The organism is Acetomicrobium sp. S15 = DSM 107314, from assembly GCF_016125955.1.
Taxonomy (GTDB): Bacteria; Synergistota; Synergistia; order Synergistales; family Thermosynergistaceae; genus Thermosynergistes; species Thermosynergistes pyruvativorans.
Genome location: NZ_JADEVE010000244.1, coordinates 41,240 through 59,769 on the forward strand (window position 1 = coordinate 41,240; position 18,530 = coordinate 59,769).

The 18,530-nt window shown below is 54.6% G+C and carries 16 protein-coding genes; all 16 read left to right on the top strand.

What is annotated here, in order from left to right:
- The first annotated feature begins 27 nt into the window (after window positions 1–27).
- Genes mreB through EZM41_RS07010 form a run of 16 tightly spaced genes read left to right on the top strand, consistent with a single transcriptional unit; the run spans window position 28 to window position 18,530 of the window.
- Window positions 28–1,080, top strand: coding sequence for a rod shape-determining protein MreB (gene mreB, locus EZM41_RS06935; RefSeq protein ID WP_198470396.1), 1,053 nt, complete (start codon window positions 28–30; stop codon window positions 1,078–1,080).
- A complete protein-coding gene (mreC, locus tag EZM41_RS06940) occupies window positions 1,077–1,862 on the top strand; it encodes a rod shape-determining protein MreC (protein ID WP_198470397.1) in 786 nt (261 codons plus the stop codon). The genes mreB and mreC overlap by 4 nt, the downstream gene beginning before the upstream one ends.
- Window positions 1,859–2,317 (top strand): hypothetical protein, encoded by a 459-nt coding sequence (locus EZM41_RS06945; RefSeq protein WP_198470398.1) that lies wholly within the window; start codon window positions 1,859–1,861, stop codon window positions 2,315–2,317. The genes mreC and EZM41_RS06945 overlap by 4 nt, the downstream gene beginning before the upstream one ends.
- Window positions 2,310–4,052 carry a penicillin-binding protein 2 gene (gene mrdA / locus EZM41_RS06950; protein WP_198470399.1) on the top strand — a complete coding sequence of 581 codons (1,743 nt, stop codon included), beginning with the start codon at window positions 2,310–2,312 and terminating at the stop codon, window positions 4,050–4,052. Before EZM41_RS06945 ends, mrdA begins: the two co-directional genes overlap by 8 nt.
- Window positions 4,045–4,725, top strand: a complete 681-nt coding sequence (minC, locus tag EZM41_RS06955; RefSeq protein WP_198470400.1) for a septum site-determining protein MinC — start codon at window positions 4,045–4,047, stop codon at window positions 4,723–4,725. The genes mrdA and minC overlap by 8 nt, the downstream gene beginning before the upstream one ends.
- Before the next feature lie 12 nt (window positions 4,726–4,737).
- Window positions 4,738–5,538, top strand: coding sequence for a septum site-determining protein MinD (gene minD / locus EZM41_RS06960; protein WP_198470401.1), 801 nt, complete (start codon window positions 4,738–4,740; stop codon window positions 5,536–5,538).
- Between the two features lie 24 nt (window positions 5,539–5,562).
- Window positions 5,563–5,841 carry a cell division topological specificity factor MinE gene (minE, locus tag EZM41_RS06965; protein WP_198470402.1) on the top strand — a complete coding sequence of 93 codons (279 nt, stop codon included), beginning with the start codon at window positions 5,563–5,565 and terminating at the stop codon, window positions 5,839–5,841.
- A complete protein-coding gene (gene rodA / locus EZM41_RS06970; protein WP_198470403.1) occupies window positions 5,838–6,944 on the top strand; it encodes a rod shape-determining protein RodA in 1,107 nt (368 codons plus the stop codon). The genes minE and rodA overlap by 4 nt, the downstream gene beginning before the upstream one ends.
- 15 nt (window positions 6,945–6,959) lie before the next feature.
- A complete protein-coding gene (locus EZM41_RS06975) occupies window positions 6,960–8,756 on the top strand; it encodes a TIGR03960 family B12-binding radical SAM protein (RefSeq protein WP_198470404.1) in 1,797 nt (598 codons plus the stop codon).
- 23 nt (window positions 8,757–8,779) lie between these two features.
- Window positions 8,780–9,373 carry a TIGR03936 family radical SAM-associated protein gene (locus tag EZM41_RS06980; RefSeq protein WP_198470405.1) on the top strand — a complete coding sequence of 198 codons (594 nt, stop codon included), beginning with the start codon at window positions 8,780–8,782 and terminating at the stop codon, window positions 9,371–9,373.
- 16 nt (window positions 9,374–9,389) lie between these two features.
- Window positions 9,390–10,889 carry an Rne/Rng family ribonuclease gene (locus tag EZM41_RS06985; protein WP_198470406.1) on the top strand — a complete coding sequence of 500 codons (1,500 nt, stop codon included), beginning with the start codon at window positions 9,390–9,392 and terminating at the stop codon, window positions 10,887–10,889.
- On the top strand, window positions 10,855–14,244 hold the full coding sequence (smc, locus tag EZM41_RS06990) for a chromosome segregation protein SMC (RefSeq protein ID WP_198470407.1): 3,390 nt from the start codon (window positions 10,855–10,857) through the stop codon (window positions 14,242–14,244). The genes EZM41_RS06985 and smc overlap by 35 nt, the downstream gene beginning before the upstream one ends.
- The gene (locus EZM41_RS06995) at window positions 14,244–14,987 is read left to right on the top strand and encodes a tRNA1(Val) (adenine(37)-N6)-methyltransferase (protein WP_198470408.1); all 744 of its coding nucleotides are present in this window, start codon (window positions 14,244–14,246) and stop codon (window positions 14,985–14,987) included. The genes smc and EZM41_RS06995 overlap by 1 nt, the downstream gene beginning before the upstream one ends.
- Window positions 14,975–15,799: a 16S rRNA (cytidine(1402)-2'-O)-methyltransferase gene (gene rsmI, locus EZM41_RS07000; protein ID WP_198470409.1), complete on the top strand. Its 825-nt coding sequence runs from the start codon at window positions 14,975–14,977 to the stop codon at window positions 15,797–15,799. Before EZM41_RS06995 ends, rsmI begins: the two co-directional genes overlap by 13 nt.
- A gap of 2 nt (window positions 15,800–15,801) precedes the next feature.
- Entirely contained in the window at window positions 15,802–17,730 is a 1,929-nt protein-coding gene (gene metG / locus EZM41_RS07005; protein ID WP_198470410.1) for a methionine--tRNA ligase, read from the top strand.
- A gap of 20 nt (window positions 17,731–17,750) precedes the next feature.
- Window positions 17,751–18,530 (top strand): TatD family hydrolase, encoded by a 780-nt coding sequence (locus EZM41_RS07010; RefSeq protein WP_198470411.1) that lies wholly within the window; start codon window positions 17,751–17,753, stop codon window positions 18,528–18,530.

An 18,530-nucleotide genomic window follows, 5' to 3' on the forward strand; every position in this document is an offset into this window, starting at 1 on the left:
CACTTGGCGAAAGCGAGGGAGAAGAGCGTGTTCAAGCGCTTATCTGGAATCTTCGGTCACGATATAGGCCTTGATCTGGGCACATCTAACGTGGTGGTTTATGTCAAGGGCAAGGGGATATTCATAGATGAGCCATCCGTGGTCTCCTATCGGCAGGGACCTAAGGGGAAGCGCGAAGTAATAGCTATTGGACGCAGAGCAAAAAGCATGATGGGAAAGACCCCCGCAGGGATCGAAACAGTTCGTCCGTTGCAACATGGCGTTATAGCCGATTTCGAGGCGACTGAGGCTATGGTCTGGCACTTTATACGCACGGCCAACGGAGGCAGGCGATTTTTGGCCCATCCCAAAGTTGTAGCCTGTGTCCCAGCTTGCGGTACTGAGGTTGAACGACGGGCGGTTGTAGATGCGGCCCTCGCAGCGGGGGCGCGGGAGGCATATGTCGTGGAGGAGCCGGTAGCGGCTGCCATAGGTGCTGGACTTCCCATAAACGAACCGAGGGGCAATATGGTGGTCGATATAGGTGGAGGCACCAGCGAAGTCGCAGTCCTCTCTTTGGGGGGGATAGTCGTCAGCGATTCCGTCAGGATGGCTGGCGATGACATAGACGAAGCCATTGTAAGCCTTTTGCGTCAAGAGAAGAAGCTTTACATAGGCAATATAACAGCTGAGGAGATTAAGGTTCAGATAGGGTCGGCCTACCCCTTGGACGAAGAGTTGGAGATGGAGGTCAAAGGACGCGATCTCACAAACGGCCTCCCCCGTGCGGTAAGGATAACCTCAGGAGAGGTGAGAGAGGCGTTAGAGCCTATATTGCTGCGCATAGAGGAAAAAATCCGTGAGACCTTGGAGCGCACCCAACCGGAGTTAGCCAGGGATATCGTTGAGCATGGGATCGTCTTGAGCGGCGGAGGTTCGCTTTTGAGGGAGCTTCCGCGCCGCCTTTCCACCAACCTTGAGATCCCGGTCATACTGGCAGAACAGCCGCTTTACTCTGTGGCCATAGGGTTGGGGCGAATATTAGAGAGGCTCGAGTTTATGAAACGTGCCCTCGTCTCCGTGGAGGGCGAGAATGCTTGAGCGCCTTTAAGGTTGCGTCAAAGGAGCGGCGCTTTTGGATTTGTGGTCTCGTGCTTTTGGCCGTAGCCTTGTCATTGATAGCGGCCACAGGCGGCAAAGTCTCGGTTTTGGCTGAAAGTTACGACCATGTCGGTCGCATTCTCTTTTCGATAGAGTACCCCGCTTGGGCGTTGCGCGACGGTGTATTGCGCGTCGCTTCATGGACAATTGGACGGGGCAAGTTAGAATCGCAGTTGAAAGAACTTCAGCGCGAAAATTTGGCTTTGCGTTTGCAACTTGGACTGAGGGAAGAAAGGGCACTATTGCGCGAAGGAGGGGGCGAGGCCAGGATTGTGGCCCGCTATCCGGGCGAGTGGTGGCGTTTCGTCGTAATCGACAAAGGGTCGACCGATGGCGTAGTGCGCGGCATGCCAGCCCTTCAGAATGGGAGATTTTTGGCAGGTAGGGTTAGGTATATAGAATCAAATTCTTCCGTTATAGAACTGATTTCGTCGTCGACGATGCTCGTTCCGGTGGTGGTCGACGATACGCGTGACATCGGCATCATTCGAGGTGATGATGTAGGAGGGGTGTGGTTGCTTTATATACCTATGGAAAGGAAGCTCGAAGCCGGCATGACGATATCGACAGCCATGGCCGGAGAGGCGCTTCCCCCGGGAATCCCCGTCGGGCGCGTAGGTGAACCTGGAGGTGCAGCGGAGGGCTATGGGAGCTATCGTTTATATCCATACGCCGATCTGTCGCAACTACGCTCCGTAACTTTAATTGATGGCACGCCATGATTTATCTCTTCTGGTGGCTCTTTCAGGATCTGTTGCAGGTCCTGGTGCATGGCTGGATCTTAGCGCCTGACGTTTTTCTGATGGCCCTCTTGTTCGCGTTGCCACTTAAAGATCATGAGGGAGGACTGCTGTTGTGGGTCGCCTTTTTGGGCGGTATATTGTGGGACTTGAGATGGTCCGGCCTTATAGGCCTTACCGGCGGTCTTTACGTGATGGCCCTGATGGGCATGAAGGGAATATGGGAGTTAGTGCCTCCCTCGGCTAAAGGATTTCGCATAGTCCTTGGCTTAGTCTTGGGTTTTCATTTTATAGTTGGCTTGTTGCGCCTTCTCTTTTTCGGAGGACAAGGAGAGGCGCTCTTCGTCCAGTTTGCTGGACAGCAGTTAGGAGGAGCATTGGTGGCGTTGTTGTCTTACCTTTCATATATCGGCGAGAGAAGTTCCTTTCATGAGTAATCCTGGTTACGATGTGAATCGCCGCATCGAGCTTTGGCAATGGGCGAGTTGTGCCTCGCTGCTCTTTTCGCTTTTGGCCCTTTTCTTTTTTCAAGTACTTAAAGCCGATGAGTATGTCCTGCTGGCCTCTCGAAACCGCCTGCGCATTGTGAGGATACAACCTCCAAGAGGCCTAATATTTGACGCCAATGGAATACCGCTTGCTACCAACGTCAGGACCTTTGCCATAGAGGGGTATCCTCTTGATTTGAAGGAGGGACTATTGAAGGATTTTGCCGGCCTTTTGTACCGCCACGGCATACCCTATAGTTTCGAGGATCTTTCGTCCTTCGTTGCGCGCCAGTATCCCGTTCCTTATCGGGCGGTCACTTTGGTTTCAAACCTGACACTGGCTCAGATGGCTGAACTCGTGTCCGACGCGAACTTTCCCCGAGAGCTGTTTCCTGTAGCCCAATGGAAGCGCTCTTATCCGGCAGGGGCGGTTGTGGCTCACGTAGTAGGATATGTGGGCGAAATCTCCGCTGACGAATTGAGCGCGTCTTCTGAGGGCTATGAGGTTGGGGATATAGTAGGTAAGAATGGAATAGAGAAATTTTGCGAGGCGAGGCTTCGCGGGAGGCCCGGCGGTGAGATCGTGGAGGTAGACGCAATGGGGAGGCGCGTTGGGGATCTGGGCCGTCGCTCGCCACGGAATGGTGAAGACGTTGTCCTCACCATCGACCTGGCATCTCAAAGGATCGCTGCAGAGATGTTGGATGGGCACAAAGGGGCGATCGTAGCCATGGACGTGAAAGATGGCGCCGTCAAAGTGCTCTATTCGTCACCATCTTTCGATCCCACACCATTAGCCTGGGGTATTACGCGAAATGAGTGGAGAGCTTTAATGGATGACCCCGATGTGCCCATGATGAACAGGGTTATAGGCGGCTCTTATCCGCCCGGCTCCATTTTTAAGCCGGTGACCCTCATCGCCGGTTTAACAGAGGGTGTCGTAACGCTGCGCACGAAGGTTTACTGTCCTGGGCGTTTCGAACTGGGCGACAGGATTTTTCGCTGTTGGAGGAGTTGGGGGCACGGTTCGGTGGACGCGGTTAAAGCCCTCAGGGAATCGTGCGATGTATACTTTTACCAGTTGGGTGTTTGGACCGGAATCGACCCGATAGTACAATGGGCGCAGTCCTTAGGCGTAGGTAAAACAACAGGGATTGCTTTACCAGGAGAGGTTGCCGGCAACATAGGTGGCCCAGATTGGAAATTGCGCAGATTTGGCGAGAGGTGGTACCAAGGAGACACGGTCAACTACGCCATAGGACAAGGTTTTTTGCTCGTTACGCCGATTCAAATGGCCCGCCTCTTCGCCTGTATAGCTAACGGTGGCAAGCTTTTTCGCCCCCGCTTGATTTTGGATGAACCGATAGAGTATAACGAGATATCATTGTCGAGTGAAATTTTAAAGACGGTACAAAAAGGATTGGAGGGCGTGGTGGGCCCAAGAGGCACAGGAGAGGCGGCGGGGAAGTTTGGCGTTTCTGTGGCTGGCAAAACTGGTACAGCTCAAAACCCTCACGGGGAGGATCACGCTTGGTTTGCAGGCTATGCGCCTGCTGACGAACCGCGCTATGTGGCGGTAGCGTTGGTCGAGGGTGGGGGCAAAGGGAGCGAAGTTGCGGCGCCGATCGTCGGGAGGCTGCTTGCAACTTTGGTAGAGCGCGACGGGGGTAAGAAACGTGAGTGAAGTCGAAGGCGGGATTTTGCTAAAAGGGAGCGGTCACAGGATCCGCTGTATCATCCCCGAAACACTCGAGGGAGACAGGTTATCTGAGGCGTTCGGACGCCTTGTAGAAGAAGGACGAAACCTTCTCGAGGGCGCAGAGGTCGTGATAGATCTCCAGGGAAGGGTTCTTTCGATCGATACATGGAAAGACATCCTGAAGCATCTAATTCTGGCGGGCGGCATGCAGGTCGTAGCCTGGTCGTCGAGCGATCCCGCCACGCAGGCTTTGTTGCACTCTGCCGGAATGATATTGGAAGATAGACAAAGAGTTAGCAAGCCCCCTCAAGGGGGATGCAAAGCCTTGATACTTCCTCGTTCTTTGAGGTCTGGCCAGAAAGTGGAAGCCGATGGCGATGTGATCGTGTTTGGCAATGTAAACGACGGCGCTGAAATATATGCTGGAGGGCACATTTGCGTTTGGGGAAGGCTTCAGGGATTGGCGCACGCGGGGTGCACGGGAGACGAAAAAGCCCGCATAGCGGTCCTCTCTTTGGAGGCTGTGCAGGTAAGGATCGGAAGTCTTTATAGCATACTAGACCGTGAAGGTCCTTGGTGGGCCAAGCCGGCAGCTGTAGCCGTGCAAAATGGCACCATAGTCCTTCGTTCCATGGACGGTTTTAGCTTCGGTGTATGAGGAGGGTTTTGGGTGGATACGAGGATAATTGTCGTTACCTCTGGCAAGGGCGGTGTCGGCAAGACCACAACTACGGCCAACTTAGCCGTGGCATTGGCCCGTGCCGGCAAAAAGGTTTTGGCCGTGGACGCTGACATAGGCCTACGCAATCTCGACGTAGTCCTGGGTCTTGAGAACCGCATAGTATACAGCCTTGTCGACGTAATAGAGGGCCAATGTCGACTTCAGCAGGCGCTGGTCCGTGACAAGCGGGTAGAAACCCTATATTTGCTTCCCGCCGCTCAGACGCGCACCAAAGAAGCTGTGTCGTCCGAGCAAATGCAAGGGTTATGCGACTCGCTCAGGGGGGAATTCGATTTCGTCTTCATAGATAGCCCTGCCGGCATAGAGTCCGGTTTTCGTAACGCTGCGGTTGGTGCCGATAGTGCTTTGGTGGTGACGACGCCTGAGATATCAGCTGTGCGGGACGCCGATCGTATCATAGGGCTTTTGGAGTCGATGGAAAAGTCCGATATCTCTTTGATAATCAATCGCATACGCCCAGAAATGGTGCGGCAAGGAGATATGCTCGATATTTCCGATGTAGTTGAGATCCTCGCCGTGGCTTTGATAGGTATTGTGCCCGATGACGATGCCGTCGTCATCTCCACGAACAAGGGGGAACCGCTTACCCTTCATTCGAGTTCCCAGGCGGCTAAGGCTTTCTTCAATATAGCGCGCCGCCTCACGGGGGAAAAGGTGCCTTTTGAGGAACTCGAGTTTGCCAACAGAGGAGGTTTTTGGGGCAAGTTCAGAAAGCTATTGCGATTTTAGCGGCTTATAGGGAGGTGTGCGAGAATGCCCTTCTGGGAAAAATTCTTCCGGCGCAAAGGCTCCAAAGATGTGGCAAAAGAGCGCCTTCAACTCGTGCTCATTCACGATCGTGCCGATATCTCACCGGACGTTTTGGAGAAGTTGAGAAAGGATTTGATACAGACAATAGGCAAATACTTGGATATAGACGACAAACGCATAGAGTTGGAAATTGAGCGGGAGGATCGTTCCGTCGCCTTGGTGGCTAACATTCCACTGATGGGCGTCAAGAGGCAGCTTAAAACGTTATCTCCTGAGCAATGAGGCAAACTGAAGAACAGAGGGAGTGGATAACATCTCTGCTTCTTCTGGATTATTGGCTTTTGGGGAGCGCGATCCTTCTCTTCTGCGTCGGTTTGGTTACTATATATAGCGCCACGTTGGGATGGAAGGTCAACTTCTTCGCGCGCCAATTCGTATGGGGCATTTTCTCGGCCTTAGCCTTTTTGGTGACTCTCAAGATAGGATATAGCTGTCTGCTTAGGTGGGGACATGTCATTTATGGGGTCTGCTTATTGGCGCTCGCAGGACTGTTGGTTTCAGGCCATGTGACCCGCGGCGCCCAGAGCTGGTACGTCTTAGGTCCTCTTCGCCTCCAGCCGGCCGAGTTCGTAAAAGTCGGGTTGGCCCTCTTTTTGTCGCGCTTCCTTTTCAGGCACCCACCAAAGGAATTCGCCACGTTTTTGTGGGCCTTGACTTTGGCCGGCGCAGGAGGGGCCTTAATCCTCCTGCAGCCGGACATGGGCAGTGCTTTGGTATATGGGTTCATGACGTTGATAGCGCTTTTCGTATCTGGGGCTCCCTGGCGTTATATAGCCGGGCTTTTGGGGTGCCTGGTGGCCTCGTTTCCTCTGGTATGGCTCTTTTTAGCCGATTACCAGAAACTGCGCCTGCTCACCTTCTTCGATCCGTCGGTAGATCCTTTAGGTGCCGGTTATAATGTCATTCAGTCGCGCATTGCGGTGGGTTCGGGTGGATTGTTGGGGAAAGGCTTTCTTGCCGGGACGCAGAGCAAGCTGCGCTTTCTGCCTGAGCCTCACACGGATTTCGCATTCAGCGTCTTCGCTGAGGAATTTGGCTTCATCGGTGGTGCGATTATGATCGCACTCTATGTCCTTCTAATTTGGAGAATGGTCAAAATCGGGCTTGCGGCGAAAGACGTTCGCGCCAAAGTGTTGGTCGCTATGTTGTCAGCGTGGTTTTGGTTACAGGCTGCAGAAAGCATAATGATGAGCGTGGGGCTCGCTCCCGTGACTGGCCTGCCCCTTCCCTTTGTGAGTTACGGGGGCAGCTCCCTGCTGGCCTCGGCCATCGCCCTCGCCTGCGTTGAAAGCGTGCACTTATCCACGTTGAAGAAATATGAATGATTTGGAGGGTCTTCGGTGAAAGAACTACAAGATCCGCGTTTTCGCCTCTTGTCGCAGGTTAAGCGCCCAGCTCGCTACATAGGAAGCGAAATAGAAACCTTGTCGCCCAAAGAACTGGGAAGCGACAGCGTAACCGTCTGTCTTGCCTTTCCAGATGCCTACGAGCTCGGTATGAGCTATCTCGGCTTTCAGATATTTTATCGCCTCATCAAGTCGATCCCCTTTGCGGATGTGGATCGCGTCTACGCCCCGTGGCCAGATATGGAGAAATTACTTCGCGCCGAGGGGTTACCGTTATGCTCATCCGAGTGGGGCCTTTCGCTTAAAGCCTTCGATGTCTTGGCTTTTACGCTGCAATACGAGCTCACGGCCACGAATATTTTGACCATGCTCGCACTTGGAGAAATACCGCTTCATAGCGACGAGAGGAGAGACGAAGATCCCATCGTCATCGCAGGCGGGCCCGGAGCGTTTGTTCCCGAGCCCTTGGCGCCCTTTATAGATGCCTTCTGCGTCGGAGATGGAGAAGTCTTGTTCCCGCCGTTGCTCGAGCTCCTTCGCGGCACAAAGGGGATGCGCAGAGATGAGCGCTTAAAATTGATCGCAGGACTCGCCGGCTTTTACGTGCCCGGCGTTATCCCGGTTGTGCCTTCTTCGGTAAAGCGGCAGATCGTGATGGATTTGGAAAAGGCCTTTTACCCTGATTCTATGCTCGTTCCGCTCTCAGGCATAGTGCACGACAGGGCTAGCGTCGAGGTGTTCCGCGGCTGCACTCAGGGATGTCGCTTCTGCCAGGCTGGCATGGCCTATCGACCCGTTCGCAGTCGAAGCCCCGAGAAAGTGCTCGCCCTTTGCAAAAGCCTCTTAAGGTCCACCGGTTGGGAGGAATTGGGACTTCTTTCCCTTTCTACCTGCGATTACCGCGGTCTGCTCTCAGTTCTCGATGGACTCTTCCCTTTAATGCAAGAGGGGATAAAACTCAGCCTGCCGAGCCTCAGGATGGATCGCTTTTCTGTGGAATTAGCCTCTCGCCTTGAGACAGCCAGACGAGGGGGACTCACCTTCGCTCCTGAGGCCGGAAGTCAGCGGTTGCGAAACGTGATCAACAAGAAGATCACCGACGAGAACATAAAGGAGACGCTGGAGACGGCCTTCTCTCACGGATGGGAGCGGGTCAAGCTCTATTTCATGATGGGCCTTCCCACGGAAGAGGAAGAAGACCTCATGGGAATCGTCAAGTTGGCGAACGAAGCGCTCCGCATAGGGAAGGCCAATAAAAAGAGGGCCGAAATCTCGGTCTCTGTGGCAGGTTTTATGCCTAAGCCGCACACACCATTTCAATGGGAGGGGCAGCTTCCGAGGGACGAACTCTTGGAGCGAGGAAGGTGGCTCAAGGCTAGGAGCAAAAAGCCGGGGATCGCCTTGAGTTATCATGATCCAGATCAAAGTTTTATCGAAGCGGTCATCGCGAGGGGCGACAGGCGCGTCGCCGAAGCGATAGAGGAGGCCTGGCAGCGGGGTGCCAGGTTCGACGGATGGACGGAGACGTTTTCTTTCTCCTTATGGGCGGATGCCTTTGAAGCTTGTGGCTTGGATGCCGCATCGATAGCCCAAAGGAAGCGTGGCGTGGAGGAGGTCCTCCCCTGGGACCATATAGATGTGGGTGTGGACAAGGCGTTTTTGCTGAGCGAGCGCGACAGGGCTTATGCGGGTTCGATCTCACCGGATTGTCGCGTCGGTGCTTGTCTTTCCTGCGGTTGGCATCTTAAAGGTTGCCGAGGGGGAAATTCGGATTGCCCCGGTCGGGTTTGAGAGACTTCAGAGGTGGTAAATGGATGAGACTGCGCGTTACTTTTGAAAAGAGAGGCCTGTTGTGTTTTATCCCGCATGTAGAGCTGCCCAAGCTGTTCTGTCGCTCGGCCAGGAGGGCAGGTTTTAGGCTTCAAAACACCGCCGGACTTGTCCCGCACCCGAAGCTGAGCCTGGGACCGGCTCTGCCTATGGGCGTTTTGGGACTATCTGAACCGGCGGAGTTTTGGCTCGAAAGCTGGCATCCTGAGGCGATGAAAGAGTGGAACGCCCACCTTCCTGAAGGGATTAAATTACTCTGCACCGAGGAGGTCTTCGGCAAACCTTTGAATGAGCTGTGCACAGCCGCTTCTTACGAGATATTCCCACGCGGATCCTTCTCTCTTGGCGCCATATACAGAGCGATAGCCAAAAACGCCTCCGCCTTAGGACTTTTAGCGCTTGAACAGGGCGACGAAAAACTTGAACTTTCTCAAGAAGATCCCAATCGACATACCCCTTCGGAATTGGTGAAGTGTTTGGTGAATGAAAATGCGATAGGCGGGTGGCAGGACTTGCTAGTCGTGCGAAGGTGCGTCGGGGGATGGGATGGGGAACGGGTGAGGCCGCTCCTCGGATGAGATTGGAGGAAGAGAAGTGACCGTCGAAAGAAAAATCATAGTCAACGCCGCCGAGCCCGAGGAGACGCGCATAGCAGTGGTGGAAGAAGGGAAACTCTGCGAATTTTTTATCGAGCGCATCTGGGATCGCCATATGGCCGGTGATATCTACAAAGCCCGCGTAGATACGGTGCTTCCCGGCATGCACGCCGCATTTGTAAACTTGGGCGAGGGGCGCAATGCCTTTCTCTATCTGGCCGACGCAAAGGGGCATAAGGTGGAGCCGAATGCCGCCATACTGGTCCAGGTGATGAGGGTCGCAAGAAAGGGAAAAGGCGCCAGGGTGACGGCCCACATATCGCTGCCCGGCAGATATGTGGTGTTGGTTCCCGGTGGGAAGGAAATAGGGGTCTCCCGTAGGATCGAAAGTCCTGAGGAACGCCGCCGCCTTCGGACCCTCGCGAGGCAGTTGAGGCCCAAGGGCTTTGGTTTGATAGTGCGCACTGTAGCTGCTGGGGCAGACGAGGATCTATTGATCCAGGATTTGACCGAGCTTATGGACCTTTGGCGGAGCATAGAACACACCGTTCTATCTCAAGAGGCCCCTTGTTTGATATACAAAGATATGGGCTTGTTGGGCCGCATCTTGAGGGACGAAGTTTCTGGAGACATTGCGGAGATTGTGGTAGACAGCGAGGAAGAGTACAAAGAGGTGAAGGAGTATATCGATCGCTTCTGTCCTGAAAAACCTCCAGAGGTGAGTTTACATAGAGGGAATGTGCCGATTTTTGAATTTTACGGCTTAGAGAAGGAGATAGAAGAAGCATTAGACAGGAAGGCTTGGCTTCCGTCGGGGGGCTATCTCGTGATCGATCAGACGGAGGCTTTCACGATAATCGATGTGAATACTGGAAAATATGTGGGCAAGGCCAACTTGAGGCAGACCGTATTAGATACGAACTTAGAGGCAGCTTCTGAGATAGCTCGTCAAATCAGACTGAGGGCGCTCGGGGGCATGATCATAGTCGACTTTATAGATATGGACCGTGATAAAGATCAACAGGCTCTCTTGTCGAAGTTAAACGAACTCTTCAAAGGAGACCACTACAGAGCGCGCGTCTTCGGCATCACGCACCTTGGGTTAGTGGAGATGACGCGCAAGCGTGCTCGCCCGGATGTGCGTGCTGTCTTGAGCAGGAACTGCCCCTTTTGTTCAGGCAACGGCTGGGTGCTCAAAGAGGATACCGTCGCCATGAATCTAAAGCGTTTCCTGCGCAAGGTCGCGCTCTCCAGCAAGCCGGAGGCTATCCTCGTGGAGATGTATCCGAGCGTGGCTTGTTATGTCGCCGAGACTTACCTTTCCAGTTGGGAAGAGGAGCTTGGGCTTAGAATGTTCATCCGCGAGACACCCGAATTCCAGTGGGCAAAATACCGCCTCGACTTCCAGGGCCCGCTTGAGCAAGCGGAAAGGCGTGTAAAACTCCTCCGGGAGGCGAAGGTCGTTGTACATAGCAGCGCTGCGCCTGAAAGGGTTTAAGAGCTTCGGACGCCCTTGTGAATTCGCGTTCTCTCCGGGTCTTACGGCTCTCGTGGGTCCCAACGGCAGCGGCAAGAGCAACGTTTTGGATGCGCTGCGCTTCGTCTTGGGCGATTCATCGCCAGTTCGCCTGAGGATCAGCCGACTTTCTGATCTCATGTTTCAGGGTAGCCCCTCCGTACCGCCCGCCAAAAGCGCGGAGGTTGCTCTGGATCTGACAGATGGGGCGCTCTCTTGCCGTCTGCGCCGCGAAGTGGACGAAGAAGGAAGCACCCTTTACTTGGATGGCAGGCGAATTCGCCTAAAGGAACTGGAAGAAGCAAAGAGGGGCTGGCGCCTCGAGGGAGACCGGTTTGTCTTCATAGGGCAGGGCGAAGTGATGGAGGTCATCCAACAATCTCCCGCCTTGCGTCGCAACAACTTAGAGGCCCTATTCGGCATAGATCTCTACCGAAGGCGGCGCGAGGGTGCAATGTCTAAGCTCGCTGCGGTCCTCGAAGAGGCGACGCGCATAGAGGCGCTCATGGTAGAACTTAAGAGGCGTAGAGATGAAATAGCCCCTGGCGTCGAATTAGCGAAAAGAGCCAAAGGTGTAGGGATGCGCCTGGAGGAGGCGCGAAAATTTCTTTACTGGCGGCTGAGGAGGGACCTCGAACTTCAATTAGAGCGCCTTTCAAAGGAGGGCGAAGAGGTGCAGCGCCATTTGCGCAAGCGGCTTTTTTGGGCGCGCCTGTGGAGAAAGGCCCTTGTGGAACTCGAGGAGGAGCAAAGGAAGGTTCGCGAGAGGTCGGATCAGCTCGCCGCCGAGCTTTCTGCCCTTGATGAAGCGATGGGATCGCTTCGGCGCAGATTGGGAGCGAGCGGTTTCTCTTACAGAATGGCAAGAGAGAAGTCTTGTCGCATCGAAGCGGATCGTCGCGAGGCTTACGATCGTCACCGTAAGCTCCTGGAGGAAAAAGGGCGGCTTGCAGGTGAGATGGAAGAAGCAAAGCGCAAGTTGGGAAAGCTTGAGGGTGAACTCTTGCGCCTTCGAGAAGCGGAGCGCCTTCGAGAAGCGGAGCGCGAGGAAAAGAGGCAAAGAAGAAAAGATCTCCTCAGCGAAAAAGCCGACCTTGAGCTTGAGCGCGAAAGGGCCATGAGCCGTCTGCGCGCCCTCGGGCGGCTCGCTGTAGAAGAAAGCCGCCTTGCAGGTGAACTGCTCCACAAGCTCAAAGGTCTCGAACTCGACGAGGAGCTTTCGAGTGAGAGACTCGAAGTCGCAAAAAAGAACCTCGAAGTAGCGATAGAGGCTCACGGGGATGCCTATGCGCTCTGTCAGGTCCTCGGCATTAAAGTTCAGGGTTTGAGGAAAAGGGCGGCGGAGCTCGAAGCGATGGAGAACGAGCTCCATGAATCGTCCGATAACGGCTATCCATCGCCCGTACGCCATGTCATCTCGGCGGTGCGGCTTGGCAGGCTGAAGGCGAATCCGAAACCTGTAGTCGAAGCCTTTTCTTGTCCTGATGGGTTGTCCGTGGCATTGGGTGCATATTTGGGAGGTAGGCAATTTTGGCTCCTGGTGGAAGACCTCGAAGAGGCTCAGCGTTGTATAGAACAACTCAAGGCGAACAATGCCGGAAGGGCGACATTTTTCCCCAAGGAGAGAGCTCGCCCTCGCGCGCCCAAGGAGATAAAGAGAAAGGATGGCATTGTGGGGTGGGCTAAAGACTTGGTCGAGATTGAGCCCTATTGGGAGGCTCCTTTAGAGGAGCTTCTCGGTGACCTCCTCGTTGTTACCGATTATGAGGTCGGTGCTGCGCTCGTGCGAGAGGGAGCCAGATTCCCAATAGTCACGCTCGAGGGTGAAGTCTTTCAACCGTCGGGTGCCGTGAGCGGTGGCAGAGGGCGCGAGGCCAAAGCGATAGAGGTGCATAACGCCCTTCTGAAGGTGAAAAACGAGCTTGCGTCGTTGAAGAAAGCCCTCAGCGAGGAGAGGGAGCGCCTCAAAGCCGCTGAAGAAAAAGAGGCAGCTTTGGCAGCGAAAAAGGAAGAGGCGGAGCGCGTCCTCGAAGAGAGACGAGCTACCCTGGCACAGCTTGAAGCGACTAAAGGCACTTTTTACGCTGAACTCGCTCGCCTTAGCGAGGTAGAGCGCGCGAGAAAGGCGGAGATGAGAGAACTGGGGTCCCTCGTAATGTCCGCTTCGACTCGTCTGAAGGGGATCTACGAGGAACTCGCCGGGCTTCAAGGAATAGAAGCGCCATCGGCTATCAAGGAGCTCGAAGGCGCTTACAGCTTGGCGACAGAGCGTGCGAAATCGTGCGAGGCGATCCATTCCAGGGTTGCGAGCGAACTGACCGATGCCGAAAGGCGCCTTCGTCGCTTAGAAGAAGAGTTGGCTCGCTCTCAGGGGGTTCAGGAGGAAGAAAAAGCTAAACTGAAGGAGATCGGCTTGGAGTGGAAACGCCTCAGGGAGCGGCGCGTTGTGTTGCGGGGGCTCGTTGAGGCGAGCGACGAGATGCTTGCATTGATGGCCAAGAAGGTGACCGGCGCCAGAAGAAGGGCAGAAGCCGCCGAGAAAGATAAAGAGACGCTAGCCAGATCGCTGCAGTCGATCGAGGAAAGGAAGGGCTCGGCCGAACGTGAGCTCGAAAGGATAGTAGATCTGTGGGAGGGGAGCTTCCCATATTCGGAGGCTGATGCGGCAAGCATAGCCGAATCGGCGGAGGCGTTGCGCAGATCTGCGCTGCAGCTCGAGGAGGAGCTTCATTCCTTCGGCGACGTAGATTACGGGGTGCTCTCGGAGGACAATTCACTTTCGCAGCGGATTTCTTATCTCGGACTGGAGTTGAAGGACGTCCTTGACGGTAAGAGGGAGCTCGAGGAATTGATCCGGCTGACAGACCGCCAAGCCGGCGACGTTTTTAAAGGAGCGCTTAAAAAGATCGACGGGCGATTCGACGAACTCTTTCGCCTCCTCCTCGGAGGGGGCGAGGCCCATTTAAGACTTGAGGAGGGTGTATCGCTCTGGGATGCCGGCGTGGAGGTAATCTGCAGGCCGCCGGGCAAGCGGGCGCAACACCTATCCCAGCTTTCGGGCGGGGAGAGATCGCTATCGGCCATAGCTTTCCTTTTGGCCGCCATGGATGAGGCGAATGCCCCGCTTGCGGTCTTGGATGAGGTGGACGCCTCGCTCGATGAAGTCAACGTCAGGCGCTTTGCCGATCTGTTGTGCGAATACGCGAAGAAGATTCAGCTTATTATTATGACACATCGCAGGGTGACAATGGAGGGGGCAGATGTAATCTACGGCGTAACGCTCTCAGAGCCAGGCTTGTCTCAAGTGGTAGGCGTTCAGCTTGAGGAGTGGGTTTAATGGAAGCGACGAGAGATGCGATCCTTTACGGCTTGCTTCATATCTGGCAGCCGCTCAAAGGCCCTCGCGTTTCGGTGGATAGCGTGCTGTTGGCTTGGTATGCGCGCATTAAGCGTGGCGAGCGCGCCATCGAACTCGGAAGTGCCCACGGCGCCGTTTCACTCATATTGGCTAGGCGCTATCCGGAGTGCAGCATAGAGGGGATCGAAATTCAAGAGGAATTGGTGGAACTGGCTCGTCTGAACGCTGCAGAGAACGGTCTGACGGACAGGGTTTCTTTTTACTGCCGCGACCTGCGCCAGGTGCAGCGGTTTTATCGAAATCAGTCTTTTCACGTAGTGGTGGCAAATCCTCCGTATGGCGAGGTTTTATCGAGTCGCGCGAGCCCAGTTTGGTCGGAGGCTGTAGCCAGAGGCGGTCTTCTCTGTTCGTTGGACGATGTTGCGAGGAGCGCAAGCTATCTCTTGCGCCACGGGGGGCGCCTTTACATGGTTTATTCGGCGAGGCGGCTTTCAAGCCTGATGATGGCCCTGAAGGGCCACGGTCTGGAGCCAAAACGGTTGAGGGCCGTGCACCCTAAACCCGAGAGGGAGGCCTCTGTCGTACTCTTGGAGGCGAGAATGAAGGGGGGAGAGGGGTTGACCGTGGAGCCGCCCTTGTACATCTATGATGAATGTGGTAAATATACAAAAGCGCTGCTCTCGGCCTACTCCCTGGAGGGTCAGGCATCTTGCCGCTCATAGTAGTGCCCACTCCCATAGGGAACTTGAGGGACATCACGCTCCGCTCGTTAGACGCCTTAAAAGAAGCGGACATTATCGCCTGCGAAGATACGAGGCGCACCGCGAAGCTCTTGAACCATTACGACATCAAGGCGCCGCTCGTATCCTGCCACGAATATAACGAACGCTCTCGGGTCGAGCCGCTCCTTGAAAGGGTAGAGCAAGGACAAAAAGTAGTCCTGGTGTCAGATGCCGGCATGCCGGCCATATCCGATCCTGGCTATCTGATAATCTCGTCCGCTATAGAGAGGAATCTCGAAGTCGATGTATTGCCAGGCCCTTCTTCGATCCTGCCTGCGCTGCTTCTCTCGGGTTTGTCGCCCGACGCCTTCGTCTTCCTCGGTTTTTTGCCGGAGAAGAAAAAGAAGCGCCGTGTCCTCCTCGGGAAGGTGGCGCTTCTTCCGTGGACTCTGATATTTTATGTTCCCCCACACGACCTGCAGGGCACCTTAGAAGAGATGCTCGAAGCCTTAGGGGATAGAAAAGCTGCCCTCGTCAGGGAGATGAGCAAGCTCTATCAAGAGACGTTGCGAGGGAACATTTCCTATTTGCTTGAGGTTGCGCGGCTCGAGAGCAAAAGAGGCGAGCTCGTCTTGGTCGTAGAGGGGGCAAAGATGGCAGAGACCGCAGAAACGTGGAAAGAAGAGGCTCTGCGTTTAACGAGCGAAAAAAGGAGCGCCAAGGATGTTGTCTCTTTAGTGGCTGAGCGGTATGGTATTACAAAGAGCGCCGTAAAGCGATGGCTTCGAGAATGCGCCGATGAGGAGGGTTAAACTTGGAAGATAAGAAGCGTTTTTTTATCACAACTCCAATATATTATGTTAACGATGTGCCGCATATAGGACACGCCTATACTACCATCGCCGCCGATGTGATGGCCAGATATCATCGCATGAAGGGAGAAGATGTGTTGTTCTCCACCGGCACCGATGAACATGGGCAAAAAATTCAGCGCGCTGCGGCCAATAAGGGGATGACGCCAGAGGAACTCGCCGATAAGACGGTGGATAACTTCAAGGCGCTGTGGCAGAAGCTCAACATCTCCAATGACGACTTCGTTCGAACTACCGAAGAGAGGCACCACAAAACGGTGCAGGCGATATTCAATCTCCTTAAGGGTAAGGGTGACATCTATAAGGGCACGTACGAAGGGTGGTATTGCGTCCCTTGCGAAACCTATGTGCCGGAGAGCCAGATGGGAGAAGGGCGTACCTGCCCGAGTTGCGGCAGACAGCTCGAGATGATGTCGGAGGAGAGCTACTTCTTCCGCATGTCCGCGTATCAGGAACCGCTTTTGAAGTATTACGAGGAAAACCCCGACGCCATACTGCCAGAATCGCGGTATAACGAGATCGTGAGTTTTATAAAGGGAGGCCTGAAGGATCAATCGGTATCTCGGACCACCATATCGTGGGGCATTCCCGTACCAGGCGACGAGAAACATGTGGTCTACGTTTGGTTCGATGCGCTCATAAACTACCTTACGGTCTGCGGCTATCCCGATGACGAGCGTTGGCGCCTATATTGGCCGGAGGTCCGCCATTTGGTCGGTAAAGATATCGCCAGGTTTCACTGCGTCATATGGCCGGCCATGCTCTTGGCCGCGGGGCTGACGCCGCCGAAACAGGTCTTTGCCCACGGCTGGTGGACCGTAGAGGGGGAGAAGATGTCGAAATCCCTCGGCAACGTGGTCGACCCATTCGAGATGGTCGATCTCTACGGCGTAGACCCCTTCCGCTACTTTCTCCTGAGGGAGGTTCCCTTCGGGCTGGACGGCGATTTCTCCGAGCTGGCCATGGTATCGCGCATTAATTCCGATCTCGCCAACGACCTCGGCAACCTCTTGAGCCGCACGTTGCAGATGGTGATCCAGTTTAAAGGAGGGGTAGTGCCGCACTTCGGCGAGGCAGGAGAGCTCGAGCGCGACATCGCCTCTATGGCCGAAAGGAGCTTCGGGGCCGTAGACGTAGCTATGCGCCGCTTCGCCTACGATGAGGCGCTAAAAAATATATGGGCCTTTATAGGGCGCGCCAATAAGTATATCGACGAGACCGAACCGTGGAAACTTGGCAGAGAAGGGAAAGGAGGGCAACTCGACACGGTCCTTTTCACGTTGTGCGAATCACTTCGCCTGATATCCCTTTTGATAGCCCCCTTCATGCCGGATGCTGCGGAGAGGCTTTGGAATCAGTTGGGCCTCCCGTCTTCTCCTCAATCGCTTGGATATGCCGATTTTCGCTGGGGAAACTTTCCGCCGGGGACGGCAGTCAAGAGGGGAAGCTCGCTATTTCCTCGCATAGACCTCAAGCGTTGGGAAGAGAAGAAACGTGAGCGCGACCTGAAGAAGGGGCGACCGGTCGATCCTGGCGAGCACGAAGAAGAGATCTCCATCGATGAATTCAAGAAGGTTGAACTGAGGGTCGCCCGTATTTTGTCTGTCGCTCCCGTGCCGGGCACGGATAAGTTGTATAAGATCGAGGTGGATTTGGGCTACGAGAAGCGCACGATCGTATCGGGGATCAGGGAGCATTATCCCCCTGAGGAGTTGGCCGGAAAGGTCATCATCGTCGTCTGCAACTTGAAGCCGGCGAAATTGCGCGGCATAGAGAGCAAGGGCATGCTTTTGGCTGCGGAAGGGCATGACGGTGGCCTTGCCCTGCTCACGGTCGATAAGGACATTCCGCTCGGCAGCCGCATCCATTGAAGGACATAGGAGTGAACGTCTTGAAGCTCATAGACACGCACTGCCATTTGAACATGCCTCAGTTTAAGGGGCAAATTGAGGCGATAATCGACGAGGCCAAGGCCGTTGGGGTTGAACGTTTTGTATCTGTAGCCTTCGATGAGGCTTCCAGCGATGAGATCGTATCGCTATCCGATCGCTACAAAGAGAGGGAAATTTACGCCTCTGTAGGTGTGCATCCGCACGACTCTAAAAGCGTGGCCAGGGGGATCCCTGAGAGCTTAAAAAGGCTTGCGGCGAAAGATCGCGTGGTAGCCATAGGCGAAACAGGGCTGGACTATCACTATGATCATTCTCCGAGGGGAGTTCAGAGGGAAGTCTTTGCACTCCACATAAACTGGGCTAAAGAGTCGAAAAAGCCATTGATCGTCCACGTAAGGGAAGCTTATCGCGACGCCTTGGATCTCCTGAAGAGCGAGGGAGCGGATGAAGTGGGGGGCGTAGTACACTGTTTTTCCGGCGAAAAGAACGACGCCTTTGCCGCGATCGATATGGGTTTTTATGTATCTTTTGCCGGTCCTCTGACATATCCAAATAGCTTGAGTCTCAAGGAAATAGCTGCCCTTTTGCCCGTAGAGCGCCTGTTGTGCGAGACGGATTCTCCCTATCTTGCTCCTCAAGCGCATAGAGGAAAGACAAACAAGCCGGCTTACGTCCGCTACGTTTACGAAGCTTTGTCCGAGGCAAAAGGCGTGGGGCTTGACGAGCTCGCCATAAGGCTCTGGGACAATGCCAAAGCCCTCTTTCGCTGGGAGGGTTAA